The sequence below is a fragment of the Thermasporomyces composti genome (genome assembly GCF_003386795.1).
In the GTDB taxonomy this organism is placed as follows: Bacteria; Actinomycetota; Actinomycetes; order Propionibacteriales; family Actinopolymorphaceae; genus Thermasporomyces; species Thermasporomyces composti.
Map to the genome: position 1 here is coordinate 809,882 of NZ_QTUC01000001.1, position 24,181 is coordinate 834,062.

General features: G+C 70.6%; 20 protein-coding genes and 1 pseudogene. 5 read left to right on the forward strand and 16 right to left on the reverse strand.

What is annotated here, in order from left to right; genetic code table 11:
* Positions 1–35 precede the first annotated feature (35 nt).
* The 9 genes and pseudogenes from DFJ64_RS19340 to DFJ64_RS03575 all read right to left on the reverse strand — a co-directional run bounded on the left by DFJ64_RS19340 (position 36) and on the right by DFJ64_RS03575 (position 10,853).
* Positions 36–179, reverse strand: a complete 144-nt coding sequence (locus tag DFJ64_RS19340; RefSeq protein ID WP_170152482.1) for a hypothetical protein — start codon at positions 177–179, stop codon at positions 36–38.
* A 108-nt stretch (positions 180–287) separates the two neighbouring features.
* Entirely contained in the window at positions 288–1,571 is a 1,284-nt protein-coding gene (locus tag DFJ64_RS03540; RefSeq protein ID WP_115849141.1) for a glutamate-5-semialdehyde dehydrogenase, read from the reverse strand.
* A 106-nt stretch (positions 1,572–1,677) separates the two neighbouring features.
* Positions 1,678–2,826: a glutamate 5-kinase gene (proB, locus tag DFJ64_RS03545; RefSeq protein WP_211310476.1), complete on the reverse strand. Its 1,149-nt coding sequence runs from the start codon at positions 2,824–2,826 to the stop codon at positions 1,678–1,680.
* A complete protein-coding gene (gene obgE / locus DFJ64_RS03550; RefSeq protein WP_115849142.1) occupies positions 2,823–4,184 on the reverse strand; it encodes a GTPase ObgE in 1,362 nt (453 codons plus the stop codon). Before obgE ends, proB begins: the two co-directional genes overlap by 4 nt.
* Positions 4,185–4,371: 187 nt before the next feature.
* Positions 4,372–4,626, reverse strand: a complete 255-nt coding sequence (rpmA, locus tag DFJ64_RS03555; protein WP_115849143.1) for a 50S ribosomal protein L27 — start codon at positions 4,624–4,626, stop codon at positions 4,372–4,374.
* A gap of 18 nt (positions 4,627–4,644) precedes the next feature.
* Positions 4,645–4,959, reverse strand: a complete 315-nt coding sequence (gene rplU / locus DFJ64_RS03560; RefSeq protein ID WP_115849144.1) for a 50S ribosomal protein L21 — start codon at positions 4,957–4,959, stop codon at positions 4,645–4,647.
* 139 nt (positions 4,960–5,098) lie between these two features.
* A pseudogene (locus DFJ64_RS03565) lies at positions 5,099–7,624 on the reverse strand (Rne/Rng family ribonuclease); the annotation flags it as partial.
* Positions 7,625–8,029: 405 nt separating this feature from the next.
* Positions 8,030–8,794: a TIGR03936 family radical SAM-associated protein gene (locus DFJ64_RS03570; RefSeq protein WP_115849146.1), complete on the reverse strand. Its 765-nt coding sequence runs from the start codon at positions 8,792–8,794 to the stop codon at positions 8,030–8,032.
* A 97-nt stretch (positions 8,795–8,891) separates the two neighbouring features.
* Positions 8,892–10,853, reverse strand: a complete 1,962-nt coding sequence (locus DFJ64_RS03575) for a TIGR03960 family B12-binding radical SAM protein (RefSeq protein WP_115849147.1) — start codon at positions 10,851–10,853, stop codon at positions 8,892–8,894.
* Between the two features lie 189 nt (positions 10,854–11,042).
* Here DFJ64_RS03575 and DFJ64_RS03580 point away from each other — a divergent pair, with 189 nt between their 5' ends.
* The 5 genes from DFJ64_RS03580 to DFJ64_RS03600 all read left to right on the forward strand — a co-directional run bounded on the left by DFJ64_RS03580 (position 11,043) and on the right by DFJ64_RS03600 (position 17,093).
* The gene (locus DFJ64_RS03580) at positions 11,043–11,603 is read left to right on the forward strand and encodes a hypothetical protein (RefSeq protein WP_147304583.1); all 561 of its coding nucleotides are present in this window, start codon (positions 11,043–11,045) and stop codon (positions 11,601–11,603) included.
* Positions 11,604–11,859: 256 nt separating this feature from the next.
* Positions 11,860–12,867: a LacI family DNA-binding transcriptional regulator gene (locus DFJ64_RS03585; RefSeq protein ID WP_211310478.1), complete on the forward strand. Its 1,008-nt coding sequence runs from the start codon at positions 11,860–11,862 to the stop codon at positions 12,865–12,867.
* A 93-nt stretch (positions 12,868–12,960) separates the two neighbouring features.
* Positions 12,961–14,382, forward strand: a complete 1,422-nt coding sequence (locus DFJ64_RS03590; protein ID WP_115849149.1) for a sulfatase family protein — start codon at positions 12,961–12,963, stop codon at positions 14,380–14,382.
* A gap of 195 nt (positions 14,383–14,577) precedes the next feature.
* The gene (locus DFJ64_RS03595; RefSeq protein ID WP_115849150.1) at positions 14,578–16,248 is read left to right on the forward strand and encodes a glutamate--tRNA ligase; all 1,671 of its coding nucleotides are present in this window, start codon (positions 14,578–14,580) and stop codon (positions 16,246–16,248) included.
* 44 nt (positions 16,249–16,292) lie between these two features.
* Positions 16,293–17,093, forward strand: coding sequence for a CPBP family intramembrane glutamic endopeptidase (locus DFJ64_RS03600; protein WP_115849151.1), 801 nt, complete (start codon positions 16,293–16,295; stop codon positions 17,091–17,093).
* A gap of 51 nt (positions 17,094–17,144) precedes the next feature.
* On the opposite strand, the gene DFJ64_RS03605 is transcribed toward DFJ64_RS03600, so the two are convergent.
* The 7 genes from DFJ64_RS03605 to DFJ64_RS03640 form a co-directional block, all read right to left on the reverse strand.
* On the reverse strand, positions 17,145–17,639 hold the full coding sequence (locus DFJ64_RS03605) for an alpha/beta hydrolase (protein ID WP_115849152.1): 495 nt from the start codon (positions 17,637–17,639) through the stop codon (positions 17,145–17,147).
* Positions 17,640–17,951: 312 nt separating this feature from the next.
* Positions 17,952–18,362 carry a nucleoside-diphosphate kinase gene (ndk, locus tag DFJ64_RS03615; RefSeq protein WP_115849153.1) on the reverse strand — a complete coding sequence of 137 codons (411 nt, stop codon included), beginning with the start codon at positions 18,360–18,362 and terminating at the stop codon, positions 17,952–17,954.
* A gap of 137 nt (positions 18,363–18,499) precedes the next feature.
* Positions 18,500–18,835 (reverse strand): DUF4233 domain-containing protein, encoded by a 336-nt coding sequence (locus tag DFJ64_RS03620; RefSeq protein WP_115849154.1) that lies wholly within the window; start codon positions 18,833–18,835, stop codon positions 18,500–18,502.
* Positions 18,836–18,839: 4 nt separating this feature from the next.
* On the reverse strand, positions 18,840–20,210 hold the full coding sequence (locus tag DFJ64_RS03625) for a bifunctional folylpolyglutamate synthase/dihydrofolate synthase (protein WP_245940930.1): 1,371 nt from the start codon (positions 20,208–20,210) through the stop codon (positions 18,840–18,842).
* 121 nt (positions 20,211–20,331) lie between these two features.
* Positions 20,332–22,965: a valine--tRNA ligase gene (locus tag DFJ64_RS03630; protein WP_115849156.1), complete on the reverse strand. Its 2,634-nt coding sequence runs from the start codon at positions 22,963–22,965 to the stop codon at positions 20,332–20,334.
* A 173-nt stretch (positions 22,966–23,138) separates the two neighbouring features.
* Positions 23,139–23,579, reverse strand: coding sequence for a hypothetical protein (locus DFJ64_RS03635; RefSeq protein ID WP_245940931.1), 441 nt, complete (start codon positions 23,577–23,579; stop codon positions 23,139–23,141).
* On the reverse strand, positions 23,572–23,931 hold the full coding sequence (locus DFJ64_RS03640) for a hypothetical protein (RefSeq protein WP_115851799.1): 360 nt from the start codon (positions 23,929–23,931) through the stop codon (positions 23,572–23,574). The genes DFJ64_RS03635 and DFJ64_RS03640 overlap by 8 nt, the downstream gene beginning before the upstream one ends.
* Between the last annotated feature and the right edge of the window lie 250 nt (positions 23,932–24,181).

The window sequence follows — 24,181 nt, forward strand, 5'->3', positions numbered from 1 at the left end:
ACCGATAGGTGCCACCCCTGCTGGCTCACCGGAGCTCAGCTGTGGGGACGGCCCCTGCCGATGGCGAGCGTCACCCCCAAGAGGGCGAGCAGGATCACGAAGGCGATGAGGCCGATGAGGAGCGGATGCACCGGCAACTCGGTGTGGGCCTCCTGGGCGAGGACGACGACGGACTCCATGCCGCGCAGCCTACCGGGCCGACCGGCCCGGCACGTCTCGGTGGTCGCCCACGACGACCGCACCGGCCCGAGCCGTCGGCCAGGTCACGCGGCCGCCCGTGGTGCGGGTCAGCCCCGAACCTGTCCCTCGCCCACGAGGACGTACTTCGTGGACGTCAGCTCCGGCAGCCCCATCGGCCCCCGCGCGTGGAGCTTCTGAGTGGAGATCCCGATCTCGGCGCCGAAGCCGAACTCGCCGCCATCGGTGAACCGAGTCGAGGCGTTGACCACGACCGCCGCCGAGTCGACGCGCTGGATGAACCGGCGAGCCGCTTCCTGCGAGCGGGTGACGATCGCCTCGGTGTGGCCGCTGCCGTACCGACGAATGTGCTCGCACGCCTCGTCGAGCGAGCCGACGACCCGGGCGGCGATGTCGAGCGAGAGGTACTCGGTGTACCAGTCGTCCTCGGTGGCGGGCACGACGGCGGGGTCGTAGGCCTGGACCCGCTCGTCGCCGTGGACGGTCACCCCGGCCTCGCGCAGCGCGCTCAGCGCGCGCGGTAGGAACGCGTCGGCGACGTCGGCGTGCACCAGGACCGTCTCGGCGGCGTTGCAGACGCTGGGCCGCTGGGTCTTGGCGTTGAGCAGGATGGTCAACGCCATGTCGAGGTCGGCGTCGGCGTCGACGTAGACGTGGCAGTTGCCGACGCCGGTCTCGATCACCGGCACGGTGGATTCCTCCACCACACTCCGGATGAGGCTGGCGCCGCCGCGCGGGATGAGCACGTCCACCAGGCCGCGGGCACGCATGAGGTGCTTGGCGGCGTCGTGGCCCTCACCCGGTACGAGCTGGATGGCGTCCGCTGGAAGACCCGTCGCCACGAGAGCGTCGCGCAGCACCGCCACGATCGCGGTGTTCGACTCTCGCGCCGAGGACGAGCCGCGCAGGAGGACGGCGTTTCCGCTCTTGACGCACAATCCGGCGGCGTCCGCGGTGACGTTGGGACGAGCCTCGTAGATGATGCCGACCACGCCGAACGGGACGCGAACCTGCCGTAGCTCCAGCCCGTTCGGCAGGGTGTAGCCACGGACGACCTCACCCACGGGGTCGGTGAGCCCGGCGATGTCCCGCAGGCCGGCGGCCATCGCGCGGACGCGTTGGTCGTCCAGGCGCAGCCGGTCGATGATCGCATCCGACGTACCTGCGGCGCGGGCGCGTTCCACGTCCTTGGCGTTGGCGGTGACGATCTCGACCGTCCTCGCCTCCAGGGCGGCGGCCATCGCCCCCAGGGCGGCGTCCTTGTCGGCGCGGGTGCGGGCGGCGAGATCCACGGCCGCCTCGCGAGCCCGGCGGGCGGCCTCCAGCACCGCCTCTCGCTCGCTCACGTTGGCGTCGGTCGGCTGACCAGTCATGTCCCCGATCCTAGGGCGTCACGATCGGCAGGCCGCGACCGCGGGGAGCACGGGCCCTGGGACAGGCAGTGTCCCTTCGGCGTCCCTTCGGCGTGGTTACGCCGACTCAGGCGGGGTTGAGCCACCGCTGGTCGATCAGGACCATGTCGTCCCGGTGGATGACCTCGCGCTGGTACGCGGGCCCGAGCTCGCGCGCCAGCTCGCGCGTCGACCGACCCAGGAGCGCGGGGAGCTCCTGGGCATCGAAGTTGACGAGACCACGTGCCACCGTCCGGCCGTCCGGGCCGACCAGGTCGACCGGGTCACCGACGCCGAAGTTGCCTTCGACCTCCACGACACCGGCCGGCAAGAGCGAGGCGCGGCGCTCACAGACCGCGCGGACCGCACCCGCGTCCAACCGCAGACGTCCACGTGGGGTCGTCGCGTGGGCGAGCCACAGCAGCCGAGTCGGCCGACGTCGCCCGGTGGCGTGGAAGAAGGTGCCGATCGGCTCCCCCTCCAAGGCCCGCGCCGCGTCGGAGGCGGCGGCCAGGACCACCGGCACGCCCGCCCCGGTGGCGATCCGAGCGGCCTCGACCTTGGTGGCCATCCCACCGGTGCCGACACCTGAGCGGCCCGCCTTGCCGAGCACGACCCCGTTGAGGTCGGCTTCCGACCGCACCTCCTCCAGGCGTCGTGTGCCGGGACGGCGTGGATCGCCGTTGTAGAGGCCGTCCACGTCGGAGAGCAGCACGAGCAGGTCCGCGTGCACCAGGTGCGCGACGAGCGCGGCGAGCCGGTCGTTGTCGCCGAAGCGGATCTCCTCGGTGGCCACCGAGTCGTTCTCGTTGACCACCGGCACGACGCCTAGCTCGAGCAGACGCGCGAAGGTGCGGTAGGCGTTGCGGTAGTGCGACCGACGGGTCACGTCGTCCAGCGTCAGCAGCACCTGCGCCACTTGGAAACCTCGTCGCCCGAACGACGCGGTGTAGTGAGCGACCAGCAATCCCTGGCCGACGCTCGCCGCCGCCTGTTGCGTCGCCAGGTCACGAGGCCGGCTCCGCAGGCCCAGGGGCGCCATGCCGCTCGCGATGGCTCCGGAGGAGACGAGGACGATCTCCGTGCCGGAGGCCCGCTTCTTGGCCAGGACCTCCACGAGGGTGTCGATCCGATCGGGGTCGATCTCACCGCGTGGATTGACCAGCGACGACGAACCGACCTTGACCACAACGCGCTGCGCCCCCGTCACCTCGGGGCGACGTCGGCCTGTCGTCACCGGCCCTCCAGTCGAGGATCGGTACCACGAGGGCCCCGCAGCATCTCCGCTCCTGTCTGCACCGAGGGGTCGTAGTCGAAGACCACGGCGTCGTCCTCCGGACCGATGAGCACCGTATCGCCCGGCTTCGCACCGAGCTCGCGGAGCCGGTCCTCGACCCCCAGCCTGTTGAGGCGGTCAGCGAGGTAGCCGACGGCCTCGTCGTTGCGGAAGTCGGTCTGGCGCACCCAGCGCTCGGGTCGAACGCCGCGCACACGCCACACGTCGCCTTCCCGCTCGACGGTGAACTCGGCCTCGTCGACAGGCTTCGGTCGGATCACGATCCGCTTCGGCGCTGGCGGCGGGGTCGCCGCTCGGCGCGCGTTCACGATGCGCGCCATGGCGTAGGTCAGGTCCCGCAGCCCTTCGTGGGTCGCGGCGGACACCTCGTACACCTCGTAACCGCGCTCCTCCAGCTCCGGGCGGACCAGCTCCGCGAGCTCCCGCGCGTCGGGGACGTCGATCTTGTTCAGCGCGATCAGGCGAGGCCGGTCCTCGAGCCCACCGTGGGCAGCGAGCTCCCCCTCAATGACCTCCAGATCGGTCAGCGGGTCCCGGCGCGGCTCCATCGTCGCGCAGTCGATGACGTGACAGAGCACCGCGCACCGTTCGATGTGGCGCAGGAACTCGTGCCCAAGGCCACGTCCCTTGCTCGCGCCTTCGATCAGGCCAGGGACGTCGGCGAGGGTGAACGTCGTCTCTCCAGCGGTCACCACGCCGAGGTTCGGCACCAGTGTCGTGAAGGGGTAGTCGGCCACCTTGGGTCGAGCCCGCGACACCGCCGCGATCAGGCTCGACTTGCCCGCGCTGGGGAAGCCGACGAGGCCCACGTCGGCGACGAGCTTCAGCTCCAAGACCACGGTGCGCCGCTCCCCCGGCTCGCCGAGCAGCGCGAACCCCGGCGCGCGACGCCGCGCGGAGGCCAGCGCGGCGTTGCCCAGACCTCCCCGGCCGCCGGCCGCGACGACGAACCTCGTGCCAGCACCGACCAGGTCGGCCAGCAGCTCGCCCTCCGGCGTGAGCACCTGGGTGCCCTCGGGCACGCGCAGCACGAGGTCCTCGCCGTCGGCGCCGGCGCGGTGACTGCCCTGCCCCGGCTTGCCGTTGCCGGCTCGTCGGTGAGGGGAGTGGTAGTAGTCGACGAGCGTGGTGAGCCCAGGGTCCACCTCGAGGATCACGTCGCCGCCACGCCCGCCGTTGCCGCCGTCGGGCCCGCCAAGCGGCTTGAACTTCTCCCGGTGGATCGACATGCAGCCGTGGCCGCCGTCGCCGCCCTGGACATGCAACGTGACGCGGTCGACGAAGGTCGGAACCGCCATGGCGCACCTCCTTTCCGCACGACGGCGGCTGTCCTCATCACAACGAACGTGTCACAGCGGGTCCGCCGGGACGGCGTGGTCCGCGTTGGCACTGGAGTGCCTTGGCACTGGGGGAACGCTGGGGGAAACGGAAAGAGGGCGGGCCCCTGTGGCCCGCCCTCCCAACGCCGATGTCGGGATTGCGGTCTTACTCGGCCGGGACGACGCTGACGACCCGACGGCCCCGCCGACTGCCGAACTCGACAGTGCCCGCGACGAGCGCGAACAGGGTGTCGTCGCCACCGCGGCCGACGTTGAGACCGGGGTGGAAGTGCGTGCCACGCTGCCGGACCAGGATCTCGCCAGCGTTGACGAGCTGTCCGCCGAAGCGCTTGACGCCGAGTCGCTTGGCGTTGGAGTCGCGCCCGTTCCGGGAGGACGAGGCGCCCTTCTTGTGTGCCATTCGTAAGCCCTCCTTGGACTAGGGCTGCGTTTCGATGCCGGTCACCTTGAGCTTGGTCAACTGCTGGCGGTGGCCCTGGCGGCGCCGGTAGCCGGTCTTGCTGCGGAACTTGAGGATGTCGATCTTGGGACCCTTGGTCTGCTCGACAACCTCCGCGGTCACCGCGACCTTGTCCAGCGCCGCGGCGTCAGCCGTGATCTTCTCCCCGTCGACCACCATGACGGCTGGAAGCCGCACGGTCGCGCCGACTTCCTCGGGCAGCCGGTTGACCTCAAGCACGTCGCCGACAGCCACCTTGTGCTGACGGCCGCCACTGCGCACGATCGCGTACACCGCTGATCTCACTCTCTTCGGACGTTCAGGGGCCACGTCACACCATCAACGGTGGACGCACGGCAGACGACGCGGACTGCGCCGACGGATGAGAATACCTGAATGCGCGTCATCGAACCCAACGCGGGTCACCCGCGACCTACTCCGCGGTGACTGCCCGGCGACGTCCCCGACGCGCGGAATGCGGCTCGGTGGCGTCACTCGCGGGTTGCTGGGACGCGTTCTCCGGATCCGTCGACGTCGACCCCGTTGGGGCCGGGACGGTCGGCTTCACGCCGTTCGGCACCGGCTCACCAGGCGTCGGCTGCGACTCCGCCGCGGACGGCTCCGGGACGGCCGGGACCGCCGCGTCGGCGGACGGGCCCTCGTCGACGGACGAGCCGGCGGCGACGGGCTCGCCGGCCTGGACCGGTGCTCCGGCCTCGTCGGACTGCCCTTCCTCCGCCGGACCGACGGACTGACCCACGTCTCGAGCCAGGTCGCCCGACTTGTCCGGGCTGTCCCCATGCTCCGGCGTGACGGTGGCGGGCCCAGACCGGTCGTCCGGCTCGCGGGAGTCGGACACCTCGGCGCCACCCGGTCCACCCGCCGGCGCGGGCTCCTGACCCGCACCGGGCGAGCCGGCATCCCGCTCGGGCTCCCCGGCGGACCGCTCCGCGTCCTCACCGGACCGCTCGACCGAGCCGCCGTTGCCGTGACCACGGTGACTGTCGTCGCCGGAGCCATTCGAGCCGTTCGAGCCGCCGCGGCGGCGACGTCGGCGTCGCCCGCCTTCCGACTCCCCGCCGGCGTGGTTCCCGGAGTCGGTGACCTGGTCCATCCGCAGGTGGAAACCGCGGCCACCACAGGCCTCGCAGGTCTCGCTGAAGGACTCGAGCAGCCCGGAACCGATCCGCTTCCGGGTCATCTGAACCAGGCCCAGCGAGGTCACCTCGGCGACTTGGTGCTTGGTGCGGTCCCGGCCCAGGCACTCGATCAACCGGCGTAGCACCAGCTCGCGGTTGGACTCCAGCACCATGTCGATGAAGTCGATGACGATGATCCCGCCGATGTCACGCAGCCGCAGCTGGCGAACGATCTCCTCGGCGGCCTCCAGGTTGTTCTTCGTCACCGTCTCCTCGAGGTTGCCCCCCGAGCCGGTGAACTTGCCGGTGTTGACGTCGATGACGGTCATCGCCTCGGTCCGGTCGATGACCAGCGACCCACCGGACGGCAGCCAGACCTTGCGGTCGAGCGCCTTGGCGATCTGCTCGTCGATCCGGTACGAGGCGAAGATGTCTTTCGGGGTCGTCCATCGCTCGAGCCGGTCGAGCAGGTGCGGCGCCACGTGAGAGACATAGCCCTCGACCATGTTCCAGGCCTCGTCGCCGGACACCACGAGCCGGCTGAAGTCCTCGGTGAACAGGTCCCGGACGACCTTGATGAGCAGATCCGGCTCGGAGTAGAGCAGCGCGGGCGCCTGCGCGGTCTTGGCCTTCTTCTCGATCGTCTCCCACTGCGCCTTCAGTCGCGCGACGTCCCGGGAGAGCTCCTGCTCGCTCGCTCCCTCCGCTGCCGTTCGCACGACGACGCCGGCTTCCTCGGGGACGATGTCCTTCAGCAGCTGCTTCAGCCGCGCCCGCTCGGTGTCGGGGAGCTTGCGGCTGATGCCGCTCATCGTGCCGTGCGGCACGTAGACCAGGTAGCGGCCGGGGATGCTGATCTGGCTGGTGAGGCGAGCGCCCTTGTGCCCGACCGGGTCCTTGGTGACCTGGACGAGCACGGTCTGCCCCGGCTTGAGCGCCAGCTCGATCCGCTTGGGCTGATCCTCGAGCCCCAGGCCGTCCCAGTTGACCTCGCCGGCGTACAGGACGGCGTTCCGGCCACGGCCGATGTCGACGAACGCCGCCTCCATGCTCGGCAGGACGTTCTGCACCCGACCGAGGTAGACGTTTCCGATCAGGGACGTCTGCGACTCGCGCGCCACGTAGTGCTCGACCAGGACGTCGTCCTCGAGGACGCCGATCTGGATGCGATCGCCCTGCTGGCGGATCACCATGGTCCGCTCGACCGACTCCCGTCGAGCGAGGAACTCCGACTCGGTGAGGATGGGCGGCCGTCGGCGGCCGGCTTCCCGGCCCTCCCGCCGCCGCTGCTTCTTCGCCTCCAACCGGGTCGAGCCCTCGAGCGCGCTCACCTCGTCGTTCTTGCGAGGCTCGCGGACCTTGACCACCGTGACCTCGGGATCGTCAGGCGCGGGCTCGACCGCCTCGCCGCGACGGCGCCGCCGACGGCGCCGCCGTCGAGATCCCGTCCCGGTGGACGTCGTCTCACTCTCGTTGGTGGCCGACTCGCCAGCTTCCTGGTTGTCCTGCTCGGCGTGGTCGTGCTGCTCGTCGTCCCGGCCACCCTCAGCGCCACGCTCGTCGCTACCGGAGTCCCGACCGCTGACGCCGGCGTCAGCCGTCTCCTTCCGGGCGTCGGCCCTGGTGTCGCCGTCCTCGTCGCCGCGGCTTTCGTCACCGCCTGCCGCCACCGCATCCGATGCGGCGACCTGCTCCTCACCCTCGTCGGTGGATGTGCCGGCCGCGCTCGTCTCGGTGGTGGCGCCCTTGTTCCGGCGTCGGCCTCCGCGTCGCCGTCGCCGGCGACGACCGGTCTGCTCACCCTCACCCGCGCTCACGTCGGGGACGGGCGTGTCGCCCACATCCTCGGAATCGTCGGGAGGGTCCAGTTCTGGAGGCTGGAAAAGGACGGCGGGTGGTTGGAAGGTCACGGCCGGGACGGCGGGACGGGCCGGACGAGCCGCATCACCAGGACCAGGCGACGTCGCCGACGATGTGGCCTTCTCTTCTGTTCGCGCGTTCTGTTGTGGGTCTTGCTCGTGCTCGAGCATGCAAGTTTTCTCCTCCGGCCCTCGGGCTCGAAAGCCGCACGAGGGCCAAGCCGGTCGTCGACGTCGCGTGGCGACATCGACGTAAGTCGTTGGACGACTCGGGCCGCGAGAACGTACTCTCAGGGCCGAGCCCGACGGCGTACTCGCCAGCGGCACCGGGCCCCGAGGATCGACCCAACCGCGGGACGGCCACCATCACGGACCTGTGACGGCGGCGTCGCGGTCGGGTGCCAACGGATCCCCCACGGTGCCGGACACCTCGTCCCACGGGCCCTGAGCCACTCGCGTCGCTCGATACGACGTCAACGGCTCGATCCCAGACGCCAGGCGGAGCCCGGCGAGGACGTCGTCGGGTCGCACGGCGGGCGTTCCATGCCGGACGACCACTGTCAGTATCGCACAGGCCCGCCCCTCCGCCGGGGAACCGGCCGGACACTGCCCCTCCTGGGTTCCGTCGCCGCCGGCCCCCTGATCACCGGCCGCCATCCGCAGGACAGCCGGCCGAATGTCGAAGACACGGCGACCGCTCTTGGTCAACCGTTCGACCTCGACGGTCTCCCTGGCGAGGAAGCTCTCCACCGCGCGGGCGACCTCGGCCGGCGAGGCGTCGACCTCGATCCGCCAAACGGACGCCTCCAGGCGGTCCGTCAGGGCCGAGTCGCGGGCCTCCACAGCGTCCAGGACGTCGAACCCCTCGGGAAGCGCGGCGTCCAGGGCGCGGCGCACCGACTCTGGGTCGCAGCGCTCGGTCAGGCTGATCTCGACGTACTCGGCCTCGCTGGCAGCCCCGGTGGGCGCCGCGCCGGCGTAGGAGATCTTCGGGTGCGGCGTGAACCCAGCCGAGTAGGCCATGGGGACGCCGGCACGCCGCAGGGCGCGCTCCAGCGCACGCTGGAAGTCGCGGTGGCTGGCGAACCGCATGCGCCCTCGACGGGTGTAGCGGAGCCGCAGCCGCTGCACGGGCGCGGGTGTTTGGCGGTCTGGTGGCGACGAGCTCATGTCCGCCCCCGACCCTAACCAAGACCGATCACCGAGCCAGCACCGCCCACCGCGGCACTCACTCGGTCACACCTGCCCCGCGGACGCCGGCACCCTGTGACACGCCCACGATCGGTAGCAGCTTCTGCCCGGTGGGGCCGATCTGGATGTGGGTGTCCAGACCCGGACACACACCGCAGTCGTAGCAGGGCGTCCATCGACAGTCCTCGACCTCCACCTCGTCGAGCGCGTCCTGCCAGTCCTGCCACAACCACTCCCGGTCCAGTCCGGCGTCGAGGTGGTCCCACGGGAGGACCTCGGTCTCGTCGCGCTCCCGGGTGGTGTACCAGTCGAGGTCCACCGGCTCGTCCGCGAGCGCCTCCTCGCAGGCCTTGACCCAGCGGTCGTAGGAGAAGTACTCGCTCCAGCCGTCGAACCGGCCACCGTCCTCCCAGACCGCCCGGATCACCTTGGCGACACGGCGGTCACCACGCGAGAGCAGACCCTCGATGATCGACGGCTTGCCGTCGTGGTACCGCAGGCCGATCGCCCGACCGTACTCCCGGTCCTCCCGGATCGCCGCGCGCAGCTTCGCCAGACGGGCGTCGACCGTCTCCCACGACGCCTGTGCCGCCCACTGGAAGGGCGTGTGCGGCTTGGGCACGAACCCGCCGATCGACACGGTGCAGCGGATGTCGCGGCGTCCGGAAGCCTCGCGGCCAGCCTCGATCACCTTCCGGGCGAGGTCGGCGATGGCAACGACGTCCTCGTCGGTCTCGGTCGGCAGGCCGCACATGAAGTACAGCTTCACCTGCCGCCAGCCGTGGGAGTAGGCCGTGGAGACTGTGCGGATCAAGTCCTCCTCGGTGACCATCTTGTTGATCACCCGGCGCATCCGCTCGGTCCCGCCCTCGGGGGCGAACGTCAACCCCGACCGCCGACCGTTGCGGGACAGCTCGTTGGCCAGCGTGACGTTGAACGCGTCGACTCGCGTCGAGGGCAGCGACAAGGAGATGTTGCTGCCCTCGTACCGGTCGGCCAGGCCCGTGGCGATGTCACCGATCTCGGAGTGATCGGCGCTCGACAGCGACAGCAGGCCGACCTCCTCGAACCCGGAGGCGGAGATCCCCTTGTGGACCATCTCGCCGATCGTGGTGATGCTGCGCTCCCGCACCGGCCGGGTGATCATCCCGGCCTGGCAGAACCGGCAGCCCCGGGTGCAGCCCCGGAAGATCTCCACCGAGTAGCGCTCGTGCACCGTCTCCGCCAGCGGGACGAGCGGCTTCTTCGGGTACGGCCACTCGTCGAGGTTCATCAAGGTGTGCTTGACGACGCGCCACGGCACACCGCTGCGGTTGGGCACGACGCGACGAATCCGGCCGTCGGGGTGGTACTCGACGTCGTAGAACTTCGGGACGTACACACCGCCGGAGACCGCGAGTCGATAGAGCAGCTCGTCCCGGCCACCCGGCCGCCCCTCGTCCTTCCACTCCCGGATGATGTCGCTGATCGCCAGCACGACCTCTTCCCCGTCACCGAGGACCGCGGCGTCGAGGAAGGGGGCGATCGGCTCGGGGTTGAAGGCCGCGTGCCCGCCGGCGAGCACGATCGGGTGCTCGTCGGTCCGGTCGGTCGCCTCCAGCGGGATGCCGGCGAGGTCCAGCGCGGTGAGGAGGTTGGTGTAGCCCAGCTCGGTCGCGAAGGACACGCCGAGCACGTCGAAGGCCCCGACCGGACGATGCGCGTCGACGGTGAACTGCGGGATGCCGTGCTCCCGCATCAGTCGCTCCATGTCCGGCCAGACCGAGTAGGTGCGCTCGGCGAGGATCCACTCGCGCTCGTTCAGGATCTCGTACAGGATCTGAATGCCCTGGTTGGGCAGCCCGACCTCGTAGGCGTCGGGATACATGAGCGCCCAGCGGACCTGGACGGAGTCCCAGTCCTTGACCGTCTGGTTGAGCTCGCCGCCGACGTACTGGATCGGCTTCTGCACCGAGGACAGCAGCGGTTCGAGACGGGAAAACAGCGACTCCACGGGCATGTCGGTCGGTACGTCTCCAGTCGTGGGCGGTTCGGTGGACGTCGTAGGGCGATTCGATGGAATCAGACGCCAGTGGAATCAGACTAGGCCAGCCGGCCACGAGCCGACGGGCCCGGCCCGGGGTCTGGGGCGACATCGCCGGGTGCCAGGCGCGGCGATCGAGGGGACCTTGGTGGCACGATGGGCGGCATGGCTGCGTTTCTGCTGCTTCCCGCGAGCGCCGATCTGACGCTCGCCGACGTCGAGGCGTGGGTGGCACGGGCGCGTTCGCTCGGGGCCGACGACGACTCCGTGGTCCGGGTCGGTGAGCCTCCGTTGGAGTCGAAGCGCGACGGTTCGCTCGCTCTGTGCGTGCCGGTGACGGTGACCCGAACCGTCCTGCCCAGCGACACGGGTTCGGCTGGATCGGCCACCGGCCAGCGCACCCGGCGGCGTCGTGCCCGCGGGAACACCGGGTCTTCCAGCGCCACGACCGCCGAGACCCAGGTCGGTGCCGAGCCGATCGCGAGCCCGGAGACGGAGGAAAGCGACGCCAGCCAAGCCCCACGCCCGGCGACGGACGGTGAGGAGGCGGCGGGCTCCGGCCAGGCGCCCACGAACTCCGCCCGCCCCGACACCGGCGCACCGACGAGCACGACCGCCGCCTTCACGTTCCGCGCCCACGACGACCAGGACACCCGCTCGGCGAACGACCGCGCTCGACTCGCGCCGCCGCCGCGCATCACGTTCTCCAACCCGGCGGGCAGCTGATCCGCCGCGCGGGCGAAGGGTCTGGACTGCCCGGTGCGGTCGCGGGCGCCGACCGTGCGATGGTCGCGACACCGCGGACGCACCGTCGCCCTCACGGCGTTGGCCACGGGTGCCCGGCATCGGCCGGCCGCTCACCTTGACCGTGTCACAAACTTCTCCTTAAACGTATAACGTGCCAGGGCCGACACAACGCCGGTCGAGCGGACAGGGCCGGGCGAAGCTGAGGACGTGCCCGACCAAGCCCACCTCGCGGGACGTGGCCGCGCTCGCCGGCGTCTCGGTGGCCACGGTGTCGTACGTCATGAACGCCCGCGACGACCGTCGGGTCGGCGCGCAGACCCGTGAGCGAGTCCTCGCCGCTGCCCGTGCCCTGGGCTACGTCCCCCACCAAGCCGCGCGCAGCCTGCGTCGACGCCGCACCGAGCTGGTCGCCCTCGTGGTCGGGTCCATCGGCGTCCCGGCGTACGACCAGCTCGCCCAAGACCTGCACACGGCGGCGGACGCCGCGGGCTACGGCGTGATCACGATCGTCGTCGACTCCCCCCGCCGCGCTGACACCACCATCGACCTGCTGCACCAACGGCTCGTCGACGGCGCCCTCATCGCGCCCTCGGTGCCGTACCTCAGCGACGACACCCTGGGCGGCTTGGCTCGAACAGGCCTTCCCCTGGTCGTGATGAGCAACCACGTCAACCCAGACGGCTTCGACGTCGTACGGGCGCCGGAGAGGCGCGCCTGCACCGAAGCGATGGAGCACCTGCTCTCCTCCGGTCGTCGCCGCGTGGCGTTCGTCGGCCACCGCAACGAGGTCGTCCATCCCCGCATGTCGGAGCGACGACGCGCCTACGTCGACGCGCTCGACAGGCACGGCATCCCCGTACGAGACCGCATCGTCGTCGCGGGCGCCGACAGCCGGGTGGCCGGCTACCAAGCCGTCGCCTCGCTGCTGACCAGGCGTCCGCGACCCGACGCGATCTTCGCCGCGTCGGATCGTGCCGCCATCAGCGCGATCTGGGCCGTCCGGGACGCCGGTCTGCGGGTTCCCGACGACGTCGCCGTGGTCGGCGTCGGCAACCTCGAGGAAGGCCGAGTCATCCGGCCCGCGCTCAGCACCGTCGGGCCGGTGTCCCACGAGTACTCGGCGGTGGCGCGGCTGCTGTTCGACCGCCTGGCCGCGCTCCACGACCCGCACAGCCAGAGGGAGCCACCGCCGGCACGTGAGCTGGTCACCCCGTGGTCCTTCATTCGGCGCGGATCGACCTAGCCGACGCCCTCACGACGAGCCATCCGGACCGGGCCGTGCGAGCCCGACCGCGCCAGCGGGAGCCAGAGCACCGACGACGAGGAAAGGCGCGACATGCCACAGGTCGACCACCCGAACGTGATCGTGGTCTTCACCGACCAGCAGCGTTGGGACACCACGGGAGTCCACGGCAATCCATTGGACCTCACCCCCAACTTCGACACGATGGCGCGGTTGGGCACCCACGTGCTCCAGGCGTTCACGCCACAGCCGGTGTGCGCGCCGGCCCGGGCTGCCATCCAGACCGGCCGCTATCCCACCCGCACCGGTGTGTACCGGAACGGCATCCCGCTCCCCCACGACGCGCGGACACTTGCCCACCACTTCCGCGTCGCCGGCTACCGAACCGGCTACATCGGCAAGTGGCACCTGTCGCTCTCCGAGCCCGTGCCGCCCGAGGACCGAGGTGGCTACGAGTTCTGGTTGGCCGCCAACCTGCTCGAGTTCACTTCCGACGCCTACCGCACGGTGGTCTTCGACGAGTCCGGCGCGCCCGTCCTTCTGCCGGGCTACCGCTCCGACGCACTCTTCGACGCGGCCATCCGGTTCGTTGCCGACCAGGTCGCGCCGGACGGGTCCGGTCGGAGGCGGCCGTTCTTCTTGTTCGTGTCCCTGCTCGAGCCGCACCACCAGAACGAGGTCGACACCTATCCCGCTCCCGACGGCTACGCCGAGCGCTACCAGGGGCGCTGGCTGCCACCCGACCTGGCGGAGCTGTCCGCCCACGGCGGCACCGCCCACCGCCACATCGGTGGCTACCTCGGCCAGATCCGCCGCGTCGACGAAGGGCTCGGCCGCCTGTTCGACGCGTTGCGCAGCATGGGCCTGCTCGACGACACGATCGTGGCCTTCACCTCCGACCACGGCAGCCACTTCAAGACCCGGAACTCCGAGTACAAGCGGTCCTGCCACGACGCCTCGATTCGCGTCCCGTTGGCGCTCCGCGGACCCGGCTTCGACGGCGGAGGAACGCTCACCCGACCGGTAAGCACGGTGGACCTCCCACCCACGCTGCTCGACGCGGCCGGTCTCGACGTACCCGAGGACATGGACGGACGCTCGTTCCTGCCGCTGCTGCGCGACCCGTCCGCGGCGTGGCCGGACGAGGTCTTCATCCAGGTGAGCGAGTCCGAGGTGGGGCGGGCGATCCGGACGTCCCGCTGGAAGTACTACGTCACCGCACCGGACGCCCACCCATGGGACGACGCGAACGCCACCAGGTACGTCGAGACCGCGCTCTACGACCTGGCCAACGACCCGTATGAGCTGGTCAACCTCGCCGGCATGCCGTCCCACCGGAACGTCGCCGAGGAACTGCGCGCCAGGCTGGTGGCCCGCATGCGGGAGGCCGGTGAGCCTGAGCCGGTGATCGAGCCCGCGCCGGAGGTGCCGACCAGTCGGCAGCGGCGAGTCGACCCGACCGTCCACACAGCACGGTGGACGCCGACGCGCTTCGGACACCAGCCACGGGCCTGATCCGCCCTACGAGGCGGCCCCGCGAGAGCAGACCTCACCTCCCGTACGGCCAGAGGCGCTGACGGCCGGTGTCCCGCGCCCTGACAGACTTCGGGGTGCAAGCTTGAGTTTTGGGGCGGCCCGACGCGACGCCGCCCGCGGCCTGGCCCGGACCAGACCGTCAGAAGACAGCACGAACCTGGAGACGACCCACCGATGCTCGAGCGCGCCGAGATCGACGCGTTGTTCCCGCCCGACCTGCCCGAACCGGAGTACTGGGAGCGGCGGTACCCACCCAGGCAGTTGCCGGAGGGCGCGAAGGTGACGCGGTTCGGTCCCTCCCCGACCGGGTTCGTCCACATCGGCGGTGTCTACGTCGCCATGATCGACCGTGCCGTCGCCCACGCCACCGGCGGCCGGTACCTGGTACGGGTCGAGGACACCGACCAGTCGCGTCTGGTCGAGGGCGCGCTCGAGCAGTTCGACCGGGCTTTCGAGCATTTCGGCATCAGCCCGGACGAAGGCGACCTTCCCACGCCCGATGGAGGACGCGCCACCGTCGGTGACTACGGCCCCTACCGTCAGTCCGAGCGCTCCCGGATCTACCTCACCTACGTCCGCGAGCTGCTGCGCCAGGGCAAGGCGTACCTGTGCTTCGCGACGAAGGAGGAGCTCGCCGAGATCACGGAGGCGCAGCAGCGGGCGAAGCTGCCGACCGGCTACTACGGACGGTGGGCGTTGTGGCGGGACGCGTCCGCGGACGACGTCCGCGCCAAGCTCGCCGCCGGCGTCCCGTACGTGGTCCGGTTCCGCGCCGAGGCCCGGCCCGGTCAGCGCGTGCGCTTCCGCGACGTCATCCGCGGTGAGCTCGAGCACGAGGCCAACCGCAACGACGTCGTCATCTTGAAGTCGTCCGACCAGGAGCCTCGGCTGCCCACGTACCACTTCGCGCACGCCGTCGACGACCACCTCATGCGGGTGAACCTCGTCATCCGCGGTGAGGAGTGGATCTCGTCGGTGCCGCTGCACCTGCAGCTGTTCGAGGCCCTCGGCTTCGAACCACCGGAGTACGCGCACATCGCGCCGCTGACCAAGCAGGAGGGCGGCGGCAAGCGCAAGCTGTCGAAGCGGAAGGACCCCGAGGCGTCGGTCGACTTCTACATCGAGGCCGGCTACCCGGTCCCCGCCGTCCACTACTACCTGCGTGGCCTGGCCAACGGTCGGCTGGCCGAGCTGCCGATGGAGCAGTCGCTCGCCGAGCCGATCCGCCTGGACGAGCTCGGACTTGCCGGGCCGCTGGTCGACCTGGTGAAGCTCGAGGACATCAGCGCCGACTACATCGCCACCCTGCCTGGACGGGAGATCCTCGACCAGGTCCGGCGGTGGGCCGCGACCTACGACCAAGAGCTGGCCGCCGTCCTCGAGGCCGAGCCCGACCTCGCCCTGCGCGCCCTTGCGGTCGAGCGGGAAGGCGTCCCCAACCCTCGCAAGGACCTGCGCAAGTGGTCGGACTTCCGGCCGGTCTACGGGTTCTTCTTCCCCCAGCTTTTCCAGCTCGTCGACGACCCGACTGACGCACGCTTCGGCGGGCTCGCACCGGAGCTGGTGCGTACTCTCGCGGCCGACTTCGCCGACCACTACCAGCCGCTCGAGGACCCGCAGGAGTGGTTCGAGCAGGTCCGGGACCTCGCGGCCCGACACGGGTTCGCCCGCAGCACCAAGGAGTACAAGCGCGACCCCGACGCCTACCCCGGCTCGATTCGCGAGGCGGCCCAGGTCATCCGGGTGGCGCTGACCGGCTCCACCCGCAGCCCTGACATGTTCCAGGTGGCGCGAGCGCTCGGCCCCGACGAGGTGCTCCGCCGCGTGCGGGCCCTCACGGCGTAAGGCGTCGGCGAGCGGCGACGCCGCGAAGGCCCTACCCTCGGCCCATGGCGGTGGCCGAGGACCGGCGCGTCACGAACTCTCAGGTGTCGTTGGTCGCGCCGCTGACGTTGGTGGTCGTGCGGATCGGGCTCATCTGGGTGCTCCTCGCGAGCGCCTACCTGCTCTTCCGGTCACGTGGGCTACCCGACGCACTCCCACTCGCCGGCACCACGTCGACGTACGCGGTGACGGTCGCCAACGTCATCACCCTGGCCCTGCTTGCCTGGCTGGTCCGTCGGGACGGCTCGCGGCTGCGGGACCTCCTGGGTTTCGAGCGCGCCCGACTGGCGTCCGACGTCGGCTGGGGCGTGCTGTGGCTCGTCGTCTTCTGGGCGGTGTTCCTCGTCCCGCTCACGCTGGTGCCGCTCGGCCTTGCCCGGCCTGGCTCGGCGAGCGAGGTCCAGGCCGCCTACGAGCAGGTCTTCAGCGGGATGTACGCCGACCTGGTGACAACGGACGCGCTCCCGGCGTGGTCCGGTGTTCTCGTCGGGATCGTGTTTCCCTTCCTCAACGCGCCGGTCGAGGAGCTCACGTATCGCGGATACGTCCAAGCGCACCTCGTCCGGCGAACGGGCTCGGCGGCCTTCGGTATCGCCGTGACGGCACTGGCTTTCGGGATCCAACACCTGGCGTTCGCGGCCAGCTGGCCTGGGGCACTCACCTACGCCGTCGCCTTCACCGGCTGGGGCCTCGCCGCCGGGATCGTCTACCACCGGCGCGGCCGGCTGATGCCGCTCGTGGTGGCGCACGTCCTCACGAACCTGCCGTTCGGACTCCTCCCGGTCGCCTTCACGTTGGCTGGCTGAGCCTCGCGCTTGTCGACGCGGGTTCTAGCTCCAGCAGTCCTGGCGGGTGGATCAACCCGCGACGGCATTCCTGTCCTGTGATCTGACCCACGCGGTGAAGGCCTCGATCGCGTCGATGACGGCCTCGAACCGCAGGGAGTGGAACAGGTCGAAGGCGTGGTGCCCATCCTTCAGCTCGGCGTACACGACGGGGCCGGCCGAGGTCTGGCGTAGCCGGCGGACGAAGTGCCGGGCATCTACCACGGGCACCAACGTGTCCTTGTCGCCGTGTGCCAGGGAAAAGGGCGGCGCGTCGGCGCCGATGTGCGGCTCCGGCGAAGACTCGGGCCCTTGACCGAAATGGGGGCCGTACCAGGCGTTCAGGCAGATGGCGCCGGTCACAGAGGTGTCGGCGTCCTCGAAGCCCGGCTGGAAGGCGGGGTCGTTCTGGGTGAGCGGGGCCAACGCCGCCATGTGCCCGCCTGCCGAGCTCCCCGCGACGAACAGCGTCGTCGGATCGGCGCCGTACTCGTGGGCGTGCTCGAGAAGCGATGGTCGCGAGTCCAATCGCGGTCACGGCGGCCAGGGCCACGGTTGTCCGACCGCCGCGACGAGCGCCACAGGGATCAGATAGCCGATGGGCACGGAGCCTCCATAGCGGTACGCGTGCTCGTCGTCGACGCGAGGCCTTGTCCGCGCCAGGCTCACCATGATGCTCGACGGTGCCCCGGGCATCGCAGAGGTCGGCGAGACCGCCGACTTTTCGACGCCGACAAGGACATCCTGCACGCTCCGCGCGCCGGTGCCAACCGCTGTCGGCTCAGAGACACCACGACGCTGGCTCCACCTCTGTGGTTTCCGGCCGGAGCCGCGTGGTCGTCAGTGGAGATTCGGGAACCACAAGGCGATCTCGCGCTTGGCCGCCTCGGGCGAGTCCGAGCCGTGCACGAGGTTCTCGCGGTTGGACAGCGCCAGGTCGCCGCGAATGGTGCCGGCCGCCGCCTTCCGCGCGTCCGTGGCGCCGTTGAGGAGCCGGACGACCTCGATCGCGTCGTCCCCCTCGAGGACCGCGGCCACCAACGGTCCGCTGGTCACGAACTCACGCAGCGGCGGGTAGAAGGGCTTGTCGACATGTTCGGCGTAGTGCTGGTCCGCCATCGCGCCGTCGATGGTCCGCATCTCCATCGCCACGATCGACAGCCCCTTGCGCTCGTAGCGGCTGAGGATCTCGCCGACCAGGCCACGGCGAACCGCATCGGGCTTGAGCAGGACCAGGGTGCGCTCGGACACGCCTCACTCCTTCGCACGGACGTCGGGAAAGGTCAGCGAGCGGCAGCGTAACCGCCCTCACCGCGGCTCCGGCGACGATCCCCTCCCTGCGGCGACCTGCCCGGCTTCGAGACCGGTTCCCACGCTGCCGGTGGCCGTCAACCGTCGCCCTCACCCCGGTGGGTCTGGGCAGCCGCGATCTTGCGGTCCGCCGCCAAGCACACGAACCACAGGGCGCCGAAGACCACTCCGAGGACGAACATCAACGGCACCACGAAACCGAGCGCCACCGCCACCACCTGCAGGGCCGAGCCCGCCCAGCGTCCGAACGGATAGCGCAGCACACCGGTGGCCACCAGACACGCCGCGGCGACGCCACCACCGACCGCGCCGGCCAGTCCGCCGCTCACCTCGCCGAGTGAGACAGCCACCGGGATCGCGAGGAGGACCACGATCGCCTCGAAGACCAGGATGGCGGAAAGGACCGGCCGCACCGGCTTACCTGCCCTTCAGCAGCACGCGGGCTTCGCCCACCGTGATGACGGAGCCGGTGATGAGGACACCACCCATCCCCAGCTCAGGACTGCCCTCGTCGGCGAACCGCACGGCGGTGTCGATGGCGTCGTCGAGGCGAGGCACCGTCTCGACGCGGTCCTCGCCGAACACCTCCGTCGCGATCGCGGCGAGCTCGGCCGCGGGCATCGCGCGCATGGTCGAGTTCTGCGTGCACACGATCCTCGCGAAGATCGGCTCGAAGGCCGACAGCACGCCCTCGACGTCCTTGTCGCGCATCATCCCGACCACGCCGATGAGCGGGTCGAACGTGAACGCCTCGGTCACCCCCTCGGCGGACGCCGCCGCGCCGTGCGGGTTGTGCGCCGCGTCCAGCACGACGGTCGGGCTGGTGCGCACCACCTCCAACCGGCCCGGCGACCGGACGTTGGCGAACCCCTCACGCACGACGTCGGCGTCGAGTCCCTTCTCCTCGTCGGTACCGCCCGCGAGGAACGCCTCGACCGCGGCGAGCGCGCAGGCGGCGTTGTGCGCCTGGTGCGCGCCGTGCAGCGGGAGGTAGATGTCCTCGTAGACGCCCGTCAGACCCTTGAGCGTGATCAACTGACCGTCGACCGCGAGCTCCCGGCTGAGGACGCCGAACTCCAGCCCTTCGCGGGCCACCGACGCGCCCACCTCAGCGGCGCGACGCAAGATCACCTTGGCGACCTCGACCTCCTGCTGCGCGACCACCGCGACCGCGCCGGGCTTGATGATGCCGGCCTTCTCGACGGCGATCTCCGCGGGCGTGCTGCCGAGGTACTTCGCGTGGTCGACCGCGATCGGGGTCACCACCGCGACCTTGCCGTCCGCGACATTGGTGCTGTCCCACTCCCCGCCGAGTCCTACCTCGACGATGGAGACGTCGACGGGGGCGTCGGCGAACGCCGCGAAGCCCAAGGCGGTGACCACCTCGAAGAACGACAGCGGTCGATCGACCTGCTGGTCGACGAGGTCGACGTAGGGCATCACCTCGTCGTAGATCTGGACGAACCGTTCCGGCGACACCGGCTCGCCGGACAAGCTGATCCGCTCGCGGACCTCCGCGAGGTGCGGGCTGGTGAGCCGACCGGTACGCAAGCCGAACGCCGTGAGCAGGGAGTCGATCATCCGCGCGGTCGTCGTCTTGCCGTTCGTCCCCGTCAGGTGGATGACGGGCGCGGCGTGCTGCGGGTCGGCGAGGGTCGAGCACAGAAGGCGGATACGTTCGATATTGCGCCCTTGGACCGACTTGTGCTCCGGAAGCCGGCCGAGGAGTGCCTTCTCCACCTCGGCGTACCTCGCGTCGGCCCGACGGCCACCCTTGTTCTTCACCACTTTGGTCGCCTGCTCCTTCGTGTCTTCGACAAGTCTGCCCGCACGGGCCCACGCCGAGCGGTAGCAGGCTCCACCGGATGACAGCCGGTCGTCTCTCCCTACGCCCGCCAGGTGCGTCCGGCTAGCGCGGCGACGGCAACGCCGCCAGCTGCGCCTCCAACCGTGCGATCTCGTTCTCGGCGGTCGCGTGCTGGGTGCGGACCTTCTCCACCACCTGCGCCGGCGCCTTGTTCAAGAAGTCGGGGTTGGCGAGCTTGCGCGCCGCCTGGTCACGCTCCTTGCGGGCGTTGGCGAGGTCCTTCTCCAGCCGCTTGCGCTCGGCCGCCACGTCGATCACGCCGGCGGTGTCGAGCTCGACCGTGACGTCGTCGACGAGCAGGGACGCCGTCCGGTTGAAGCCCTCACCCGGCGGATCGAGCCGCAGCAGCGAACGGATGGCGGTCTCGTGCCCGGCGAGCACGGTCCGCTCGATGCCCACCAGCCGGGCGGGGACCCGCTGCCCCGGACGCAGGCCCTGGTCGGCGCGGAAGCGGCGGACCTCGGTGACGAGCCGGCGCAGTCGCGCGATCTCGGCCTCCGCGGCGTCATCGAGCCAGTCGGACTCGGCGCGCGGCCACTCGGCGATCACCAGGGACTCGCCCTTCGTCAACGCCAGCCACAGCTCCTCGGTGACGAACGGCATCACCGGGTGGAGCAGGCGCAGCAGTCGGTCGAGCACGTGCCCGAGCACCGCCCGAGCGGCGTCGGCGGCCTCGCCGCCGGCTGTCAACTCGGTCTTGGCGAGCTCGACGTACCAGTCGCAGAACTCGCCCCACGCGAATCCCTGGATCGCCTCGCAGACCTTGGCGAACTCGTAGCTGTCGTAGTAGGTGTCGACCTCGGCGATCAGGCGGTGGAGACGGGAGAGGATCCACCGGTCGGCGGTCGACAGCCGGTCCGGGATCGGCAGCTCCGTCGACGCGCCGTTCATGAGCGCGAAGCGGGCCGCGTTCCACAGCTTGGTGGCGAAGTTCCGCGCACCCTGGCACCACTCGTCGCTCACCGGGACGTCGGAGCCGGGGTTGGCGCCGCGCGCCAGCGTGAACCGGGTCGCGTCCGCGCCGTAGCGCTCGATCCAGTCCAGCGGGTCGACGACGTTGCCGAACGACTTCGACATCTTCTTGCCGTGGGCGTCGCGCACCATGCCGTGGAGCACGACCTCCCGGAACGGCACGCTGTCGGCCTTACCACGGTGCTGCATGCCGTACAGGCCGAACATCGCCATCCGGGCGACCCAGAAGAAGAGGATGTCGTAGCCGGTGACGAGCACGCTGGTCGGGTAGTAGCGCGCCAGGTCGTCGGTCTCGTCGGGCCACCCCAGCGTGGACATCGGCCACAGCCCGGAGGAGAACCAGGTGTCGAGGACGTCCGGGTCCTGGGTCCAGCCCTCGCCCGACGGTGGCTCCTCGTCTGGACCGACGCACACCACCTGGCCGTCCGGGCCGTACCACACGGGAATCCGGTGCCCCCACCAGAGCTGGCGGGAGATGCACCAGTCGTGCATGTTGTCGACCCAGGAGAAGTAGCGCTTGGCCATCTCCGGCGGGTGGATCGTGATCCGGCCGTCGCGCACCGCCTCGCTCGCCGCGCGCGCCAGCGGCTCGACCTTGACGAACCACTGGAGGGAGACCCGCGGTTCCACGACCGTGTCGCAACGCTGGCAGTGGCCGACCGCGTGGCGGTAGGGCCGGATCTCCTTGACGATGCGTCCCTCGGAGCGCAGCGCGGCGACGACCGCCGGCCGAGCCTCGAACCGGTCGAGCCCTTGGAACGGACCGTGCGCGGTGATCACACCGTGCTCGTCCATGATCTCGATACTCGGCAGGTTGTGCCGCCGACCGATCTCGAAGTCGTTGGGGTCGTGGGCGGGCGTCACCTTCACCGCGCCGGTCCCGAACTCCGGGTCGACGTGGGCGTCGGCGATGATCGGGACCCGCCGGCCGGTGAGCGGCAGCTCGACCTCGCGGCCGACCAGGTGGGCGTAGCGCTCATCGTCGGGGTGCACCGCCACAGCGGTGTCCCCGAGCATCGTCTCCGCCCGCGTCGTCGCCACCACGATCGAGGTGTCACCCTCTCCGTAGCGGATGCTGACCAGCTCGCCCTCGTCCTCGGAGTGCTCGACCTCGATGTCGGAGAGCGCGGTGAGGCAGCGCGGGCACCAGTTGATGATCCGCTCGGCCCGGTAGATGAGGCCGTCGTCGTAGAGCCGCTTGAACATCGTGAGGACGGCCCGCGACAGGCCCTCGTCCATCGTGAAGCGCTCACGGCTCCAGTCGACCGAGTCGCCGAGACGGCGCATCTGGCCGAGGATGCGGCCGCCTGACTCGGCCTTCCACTGCCAGACCCGCTCGACGAACCTCTCGCGTCCGAGGTCGTGCCGCGACAGGCCCTCCTTGGCGAGCTCCCGCTCCACCACGTTCTGGGTGGCGATGCCCGCGTGGTCGGTGCCCGGCAGCCACAGGGTGTCGTAGCCCTGCATCCGCCGCCTGCGAACCAGAATGTCCTGGATCGTGTGGTCGAGCGCGTGCCCCACGTGCAGGGATCCCGTGACGTTCGGCGGCGGGATCACGATGCAGAACGGCGTCGCGTCGGGCTTGCCCGACGGGGTGAAGTAGCCGCGCTCGACCCAGCGCTCGTAAAGCTTTCCCTCGATCTCGGCAGGCGAGAACGTCTGCGGAAGCGGCGGCGCGGAAGCGTCAGGCTGCGAGGCACTCATGCGGTGCAGTGTAGGGAGTCAGCGCGACGAGCTGGGGGCACGGTCACCGGTGCGGACGGGCGGCGGGCGGGGTCGGCTGCTCCCCGTTTGGCTCCTTCGTCCCCCTGGCCACCGCGGCCCGTCTCCTGGCCACCGCTGCGGCGTGGCGGCCCGAGCGGCTCAGCCGGGGCTACTCAGCGAAGCCGGGTCCGTCGCAACCAGGCCAGCCCGAGCACCGGCAGGACGAGCGGGATGAAGAGGTAGCCCTGCCCGAACGCGGACCAGACCGTCTCGTCCGGGAACGCCGCAGGATAGAGCAGGCTGGCGGCGCCGATCACGAGGACACCGACGAGCTCGATCCCACACGCGACCCATGCCACCCGACGGGCGTGCGGTCCGCCGCGCGCCAACGCGCCCGTGGCCACGATGTAGACGACCGCGGAGAACGCCGAGAGGGCGTACGCCACCGGCGCCTCGGCGAACCGGGTCGCGATCTGGACACCCGCTCGGGCGCTGGCCGCCAAGGCGAACACCGCGTAGACCGCGACGAGGGCACGCCCTGGACCTGACGCGGTGTGCGCGGCGAAGCGCGGGCCGGCGTCCACCCGCTCCACACGCTGAGGCTGCTCAGACACCGGTCCACACCTGCTGCATGCGAAGGACGAGGACGACGATCACCAGCCCGGCCACGCCGAGAACGACGCTGCTCCACCGGTCGCGCTGGGCGGCCGCCCAGAGCACCGCGACCGGCACGACCAGGACGGACGCGATGAGGTAGCCCACGAACGTGCCGAGCTCGGCTGGCCGGTCGCCGAGAAGGAGCCGGACGACCGCCACCACGAGCTGGATGAGCAAGACCAGTTCCACCAGCGCGGCGGCGCCGACGTGGAGGGTAGCGGGCGAGCGGTCGCGCACGGCCGCCACCAGGCACAGGCCAGCCAGGAGGAGGCTCAGCACGATGAGCCCAATGGTCACGGCATCGATCACGACTCCACCCTCGCCCGTCCGAATCAGCACTCGACTACGCATCGTAGTAGGCGGGCTGGTGGAGACCTCGAGTCGCCCATGCCCGCGTCGACGTCGATACGCTCAGCGATCGCGCGCTTATACTGACGTGTGATGGCTTCGTACGGATCGTTCTACGTGAGCGCCCGGCTCGGTCGCGGCGGCGCGCGGGCGCGAGTATCCACGCGCCTCTGAGCGCTCGTCGATCCGTCTCATCCTCGTCGTCACTTCC

Excerpts from the sequence above, each read along its gene's own strand:
- DFJ64_RS19340 (WP_170152482.1), bottom strand. The coding sequence starts at position 179 with ATGGAGTCCGTCGTCGTCCTCGCCCAGGAGGCCCACACCGAGTTGCCG.
- DFJ64_RS03540 (WP_115849141.1), bottom strand. The coding sequence starts at position 1,571 with ATGACTGGTCAGCCGACCGACGCCAACGTGAGCGAGCGAGAGGCGGTG.
- obgE (WP_115849142.1), bottom strand. The coding sequence starts at position 4,184 with ATGGCGGTTCCGACCTTCGTCGACCGCGTCACGTTGCATGTCCAGGGC.
- rpmA (WP_115849143.1), bottom strand. The coding sequence starts at position 4,626 with ATGGCACACAAGAAGGGCGCCTCGTCCTCCCGGAACGGGCGCGACTCC.
- DFJ64_RS03575 (WP_115849147.1), bottom strand. The coding sequence starts at position 10,853 with ATGCCCGTGGAGTCGCTGTTTTCCCGTCTCGAACCGCTGCTGTCCTCG.
- DFJ64_RS03580 (WP_147304583.1), top strand. The coding sequence starts at position 11,043 with ATGGCTGCGTTTCTGCTGCTTCCCGCGAGCGCCGATCTGACGCTCGCC.
- DFJ64_RS03590 (WP_115849149.1), top strand. The coding sequence starts at position 12,961 with ATGCCACAGGTCGACCACCCGAACGTGATCGTGGTCTTCACCGACCAG.
- DFJ64_RS03595 (WP_115849150.1), top strand. The coding sequence starts at position 14,578 with ATGCTCGAGCGCGCCGAGATCGACGCGTTGTTCCCGCCCGACCTGCCC.
- DFJ64_RS03600 (WP_115849151.1), top strand. The coding sequence starts at position 16,293 with ATGGCGGTGGCCGAGGACCGGCGCGTCACGAACTCTCAGGTGTCGTTG.
- DFJ64_RS03630 (WP_115849156.1), bottom strand. The coding sequence starts at position 22,965 with ATGAGTGCCTCGCAGCCTGACGCTTCCGCGCCGCCGCTTCCGCAGACG.